This is a genomic window from Umezawaea sp. (assembly GCF_036375055.1).
Classification (GTDB): Bacteria; Actinomycetota; Actinomycetes; order Mycobacteriales; family Pseudonocardiaceae; genus Umezawaea.
The window spans coordinates 21,051-27,050 of record NZ_DASUSQ010000041.1 but is presented as its reverse complement, the minus strand read 5'-3'; the positions used below and the strand labels follow the sequence as shown (position 1 = coordinate 27,050).

General features: G+C 72.5%; 5 protein-coding genes. 4 read left to right on the top strand and 1 reads right to left on the bottom strand.

Annotated features, from left to right (window positions below; genetic code table 11):
- The coding region (locus VFZ92_RS12775) for a LysR family transcriptional regulator (protein ID WP_330876093.1) at positions 1–765 on the bottom strand (765 nt) is incomplete at its 3' end.
- 92 nt (positions 766–857) lie between these two features.
- Between VFZ92_RS12775 and VFZ92_RS12770 the strand changes: the two genes are divergently transcribed.
- The 4 genes from VFZ92_RS12770 to VFZ92_RS12755 all read left to right on the top strand — a co-directional run bounded on the left by VFZ92_RS12770 (position 858) and on the right by VFZ92_RS12755 (position 5,818).
- The gene (locus VFZ92_RS12770) at positions 858–2,045 is read left to right on the top strand and encodes an MFS transporter (protein ID WP_330876092.1); all 1,188 of its coding nucleotides are present in this window, start codon (positions 858–860) and stop codon (positions 2,043–2,045) included.
- A gap of 14 nt (positions 2,046–2,059) precedes the next feature.
- Positions 2,060–2,797 carry a peroxide stress protein YaaA gene (gene yaaA / locus VFZ92_RS12765; RefSeq protein ID WP_330876091.1) on the top strand — a complete coding sequence of 246 codons (738 nt, stop codon included), beginning with the start codon at positions 2,060–2,062 and terminating at the stop codon, positions 2,795–2,797.
- 219 nt (positions 2,798–3,016) lie between these two features.
- The gene (locus VFZ92_RS12760) at positions 3,017–3,976 is read left to right on the top strand and encodes a serine protein kinase RIO (RefSeq protein WP_330876090.1); all 960 of its coding nucleotides are present in this window, start codon (positions 3,017–3,019) and stop codon (positions 3,974–3,976) included.
- Positions 3,977–4,252: 276 nt separating this feature from the next.
- Positions 4,253–5,818: a DEAD/DEAH box helicase gene (locus tag VFZ92_RS12755; protein ID WP_330876089.1), complete on the top strand. Its 1,566-nt coding sequence runs from the start codon at positions 4,253–4,255 to the stop codon at positions 5,816–5,818.
- The last annotated feature ends 182 nt before the right edge of the window (positions 5,819–6,000 follow it).

The following is a 6,000-nucleotide window of genomic DNA, read 5'->3' as shown; positions in this document are numbered from 1 at the left end:
CCGCAGCGCGACCCGGCGCAGGTCGAGGTCGGCGGGCCAGAGGAGTCGGGTCTGCTCACCGACGAACGTCACCGCCTCCGCGGACTCGGCGATCACGTCCAGCACCGACTCGATCCCGAAGTTCGGCCCCACCGCGTCGATGGTGAACCCGAACGCACCCGCGAGGTCGTCGTAGTAGGCGACCCACTCGCCGGTGCCGATCGCGGGCATCCGGATCCGCTGCCCCGTCAAGGCGAACGGGGTGACCGAGTCCGCCCCGGCGAACGCGTGGCGCGGACCGACCAGCAGCTGGACGGGCTCGTCGTGCACCCGTTCGCAGCGCACGTCGTCGGGCGGCGCCGTCACCGCGCGGAACGTCGCGTCGACCACCCCGGACCGGACGGCGTCGATCGCCGTGCCGGCGTCGGGCAGGGTCACGACGTCCAGCTCGACCGACGGGTGCGCGCGGTGGAAGTCGCGCAGCAGGTCAGCCGGAGCCAGGCGGCGGCCGAGCACGTCGACCCGCAGCGGACGCCTGCGCACCGCGTCCGCCGCCCGCTCCGAGACCTGGAGCAGCAGGCGGGCGTGCGGCAGGAACGCCTGGCCGTCGACGGTGAGCCTGACGCCTCGGGCGGTGCGGGTGAACAGGCGCACGCCCAGGTCCGCCTCCAACCCGGCGACGCGCTTGGACACGGCCTGCTGCGTGATCGACAGGTCCGCGGCGGCGTCCTGGAACCGGCCTGCGTCCACGGCGGCGACGAAGGTGCGGACGGCGTCGAGGTTCACGGGCACCGACCCTAGCCGCACAACAAACCGTTGTGGCTCAACGTCCGGACGGTTGTTTGACCGACGGCGGCGCCGCCGCGAAGGATCCCCCGGTGGGCAGTCGGTTCGGGTGGTTCTGGGCGGCGTACGGGGTCAGCGCGTTCGGCACCCGGCTGGCGTTCGACGCGTTCCCGCTGATCGCGATCCTCGTGCTGCACGTCGGCCCCGCGCAGGTGTCGGTGCTGGCCGCCGCGGGCCTGGCGGTGGGCGCGGTGGTGGCGGTGCCGCTGGGTCCGTGGGTGGAGTTCCGGCGCAAGCGGCACGTGATGATCGCGATGGACGTGGTCAGGTTCGCGGCGCTGACGGGTGTGCCGATCGCGTTCGCGCTGGACCGCCTCACCTTCGCCCAGCTCCTGGTGACGGCGGTCGTCGTCGCGGCGGCGAACATCGCGTTCACGGCGGCGAGCGGCGCCTTCCTGAAGTCGCTGGTGCGGCCGGAGGACCTGCTGGTCGCGAATGGACGGCTGGAGTCGACGGCCTGGACGGCGACCGCGCTGGGCCCGCCGCTGGGCGGTGCCGCGATCGGTCTGCTGGGCCCGATGACGACGGTGGTGGCGGACGCGGTCAGCTTCCTGCTGTCGGCACTGGGGCTCAGGGCGGTCGGCGGCTCCGAGCCGCGTCCGGTCGCGTCGAAGCGGGACCGGGACCTGGTCGCGGGCTGGCGCGGGATCCTGACCCACCCCACCCTGCGCGGTCTGTTCGTCAACACGCTCCTGGTCAACGGCCTGATCATGGCGTCCGCACCGCTGCTGGCCGTCCTGATGCTCCGCGACCTGGGCTTCGCGCCGTGGCAGTACGGCCTGGCGTTCGCCGCGCCGTGCGTCGGGGGCCTCGTCGGCTCACGCCTGTCCGCTCCGCTGGCACGTCGGTTCGGCCACCAGGAGGTCCTGTTCGTCGCGGGCGTCCTGCGCGTCTGCTGGGCACCGGGCCTGGCGTTCGTCCACCCAGGTCCGACCGGGCTGCTGCTGGTCATCGGGGTCGAGCTGGGCCTGATCACCTGCTTCGGCGTGTTCAACCCGCTGTTCGCCACCTACCGGCTCGACCAGCTCCCGCCCGACCGGGTGGCCCGCACGCTGGCCGCGTGGTCGATCAGCGGCAACGCCACCACCGCCGCCACGACGGCGCTGTGGGGGCTGCTGGCGGCCGTCACCGGACCGCGCACCGCCCTCGCGGCGGCGGGTGTCCTGGTGCTGGCCACCCCGCTGCTGCTCCCCCGACCCGTTCGGGAGCGCCGCCCCTGACCTACGCTCGACGCGTGCTGGTGCTGCTACCCCCCTCGGAGACCAAGGCCATCGGCGGTTCGGGCGCACCGCTCGACCACGCCGAGCTGATCTGCCCCGAGCTCAACCCGGTCCGGGAGAAGATCGCCAACGCCCTGGTGGAGCTGGCGTCGGACGTGCCGGGCAGCCTCGCCGCGCTGGCCCTCTCCGAACGCCAGGCCGACGAGGTGGCGCGCAACGCCGAACTCCACCGCTCGCCGACGATGCCCGCGCTGTCGCGCTACACCGGCGTGCTCTACGACGCGCTGGACGTCCCGACCCTGAAGAGGGGTGAGCGGGACCGCGCGCACCACCGCCTCGCCGTCGCCTCGGCGCTCTTCGGCGTGGTCAGGGGCGGTGACCCCATCCCGGCGTACCGGCTGTCCGGCGGTTCCGCGCTCCCGGCGCTCGGCCCGCTCGGCTCGCTCTGGCGGCCCGCGCTGGAACCGGCGCTGGCCACGATCGACGACTTCGTCGTGGACCTCCGCTCCGGCCCCTACGCCACGCTCGCGAAGATCCCCCACGCCGTCACGGTCCGCGTGGTCAGCGAGGACGCCGCGGGCGTGCGCAAGGCGGTCAGCCACTTCAACAAGGCCCACAAGGGGCTGCTGGCGCGCGCCCTGTCGACGTCGCGCGCGGAGCCGAAGAACCTCAACGGCCTCATCAGGGTCGCCAGGACGGCGGGTCTGCGGATGGAGAAGACCGGCGACCGGACCGCCGACCTGTTCACCTGATTAATTCGGTTGCGACGACCGAACGGGCCTTGGAACACTGGCCGCGCACTACCCGGTGGAGCAGGTCCGCCGGTGGACACGAGGAGGTGCCGCTGTGAAGACGACTGTCCGAGACGTGGCACCAGCCCGTCCACCCGCCCCCCTCGGCTAGCGCAGGCGAGTCCTCTCGCGCGTCCAGGTGGGGTGCAAGCAACCTGGCTCCAGAGGAGAACCCCACCAGTGCGCGAGCACGAGTACGACACCGCAGATTTCGATTCCGCCTACGACGACGTCGACACCAGGATGCGTCGGGGCAGGCGCAAGAAGCGCACCGACGACCGCGACCGCAGCGGCCGTCTGACCGAGGAGGAGCGCGCCAACCTGGTCCGCCTCCGCGAGGACGCCCTCAGCGAGGCGGACAAACCGGAGGGTGCCGACCGCTGGTCCACCTGGGACGACGCCGACCACGGCCCCACGCCGCGCCCCGATTGGGTGATCACGGACCTGGGCGCGGCCGACCGGGAGCTGGGCATCCTCAAGACCGGCAAGGAAGCCGACGTGTTCCTGGTGGAACGCAGCGGCGCCGGCACGAGCTGCCTCATGGCCGCCAAGCGCTACCGCAGCGCCGACCACCGGATGTTCCACCGGGACGCCGGCTACCTCGAAGGCCGCCGGATGCGGCGGTCGCGCGAGATGCGGGCGATGAGCAACCGCAGCTCGTTCGGCCGCAACCTGATCTCCGAGCAGTGGGCGGTCGCCGAGTTCGGCGCCCTCGGCAGGCTGTGGCAGCTGGGCGCCCCGGTGCCCTACCCGGTCCAGCGCAGCGGGACGGAACTCCTGCTGGAGTTCATCGGGGACGACGACGGCACGGCCGCGCCGCGCCTGGCGCAGTGCCGCCCCGACCCGGACGAGCTGGCGGACCTGTGGCAGCAGCTCGTCGACACGCTCACGATGCTCGCCGCGGAGGGAGTCGCGCACGGCGACCTCTCGGCGTACAACCTGATGGTCCACGACGGGCGGCTCGTCATGATCGACCTGCCCCAGGTGGTCGACCTCGTGGCGAACCCGAAGGCCGAGTCGATCCTGGAACGGGACGTGCGCAACGTCTCGCACTGGTTCTCCTCGCGGGGACTGCCGTCCGGAACGGCCGACCCGCGCGAGCTGATGGTCGCCCTCGTTGATGCCGCCGGATTGAATTGACGCTGGTAGGGGGCTCGGAAATGGGAATTCCCGAGCCCCCTATGAGCAAGAACACGGGGCGTAGGACCCCTACCCCCGACGCGCCCTTCCGATGATCAGCTAGAGTGGACAGCGCACCGCACAAATGCCTGCACAACTTCCTGTGCTCGCGTGGCCACCTCGGGTCGGCCATCGGTGCTCCTAACAACCATCGGCGCGACAAACACGCGTCGGGCTCGTCCTTGCGATCGGCGCCGCGACCCGCTGCACAACTGCGGAGCATCCCCGAGACGTGCCATGTCCCGGAGGTTTGTTTTGCCACCCACGTCCCAGGGCCGTTCCGAGCGTCCGTCGTTCCGCAAGCCGCGGCCGCGTCGCTCTGGCCAGGGCAATGGCCGTTCCCAGTTCGCTGAGGCCGGTCCTTCCACTGTCGCCGAGCACATCGAGAGCACCGTGCCGGAAGGCCCGCTGCCCACGTTCGCCGAGCTCGGCCTCGCCGATGAGCTGCTCCGCGCGCTGACCGCCGCGGGCATCGAAGCACCCTTCCCGATCCAGGCCGCCACGCTCCCCGACGCCCTCGCGGGCCGGGACGTGCTCGGTCGCGGCCAGACGGGCTCCGGCAAGACGCTGGCGTTCGGTCTGGCGCTGCTGTCCCGCCTCGCGGGCCAGCGGGCCAAGCCGCTCATGCCGCGCGCACTGATCCTGGTGCCCACCCGTGAGCTCGCGATGCAGGTCGAGGAAGCCCTCACCCCGTTCGCCCGGTCGCTCGGCCTGTCCGCGCGCACCGTCGTCGGCGGCACGTCGTTCCCGCGTCAGATCGACGCGCTGCGCCGTGGTGTCGACCTCCTGATCGCGACGCCGGGCCGCCTGTCGGACCACGTCCGCCAGGGCACCTGCGACCTGTCCGACGTGCGCTTCACCGCGTTGGACGAGGCCGACCAGATGGCCGACATGGGCTTCATGCCCCAGGTCCGCGCCATCCTCGACCTGACCCCGCAGGACGGCCAGCGCATGCTGTTCTCCGCGACGCTCGACGGCGACGTGGACAAGCTGGTCCGCCAGTACCTGCACAACCCGGTGACCCACTCGGTCGCGCCGCCCACGGGCAGCGTCACCACCATGGAGCACCACCTGCTGCTCGTGTCGGCCGATGACAAGCAGAACGTCATCACCGAGGTGGCGGCCCGCGAGGGGCGCACGATCATGTTCGTGCGCACCAAGCACCACGTGGACCGCCTCGCCAAGAAGCTCCGCTCGGTCGGCGTGCACGCGGGTGCGTTGCACGGCGGCAAGGCGCAGAGCGCCCGCACGCGGGTCCTGGGCGAGTTCCGCGACGGCACCACGCCGGTGCTGATCGCGACCGACGTCGCCGCTCGCGGCATCCACGTCGACGACGTGAGCCTCGTGGTCCACGTCGACCCGCCCGCCGACTCGAAGGACTACCTGCACCGCGCCGGTCGCACGGCGCGCGCGGGCCAGTCCGGCGTGGTCGTCACGATGGTCACGCACGACCAGCGGCGCGCCGTGCAGGGCCTCACCGCCCGCGCGGGCATCCGTCCGGAGAGCACCCGCGTGACTCCGGGCAACGAGGACCTGATCCGCATCACGGGCGCTCGCGTGCCCAGCGGTGAGCCGGTCATCGAGCCCGTGATCCCCGAGCGCGGCGGTCGCCGCGGCGGCCCGCGTCGTGGGGGCCCGTTCGGCTCCGGCGGCGGACGCACCTCGGAGTTCCGCGGCGGTCGTGGTCGCAGTGAGCGCGGCGCCGGTGGCGGTCGCAGCGAAGGCGGCTACCGCGGTGGCGCCACCGCGGGTGCCGGCGCCGGTGCCGGTGCAGGTCGGCCCCGCCCGGCTCGCTCGTACTGATCCAGATCGTTGACAGGGCCCCCTCCGGTTCGCCGGAGGGGGCCCTGTCGGTTGTCGAGGACGACGAGGTGCGACCACGTCCCCAGGTCCACTGGGGCGGTGAGAGGCGTGGTCGGGCGGAAGTGGACGGTCGTCCCGGTGCTGCCGCCGTCGGCGATCGGCGTCGGGTCTGTGACCGGGAC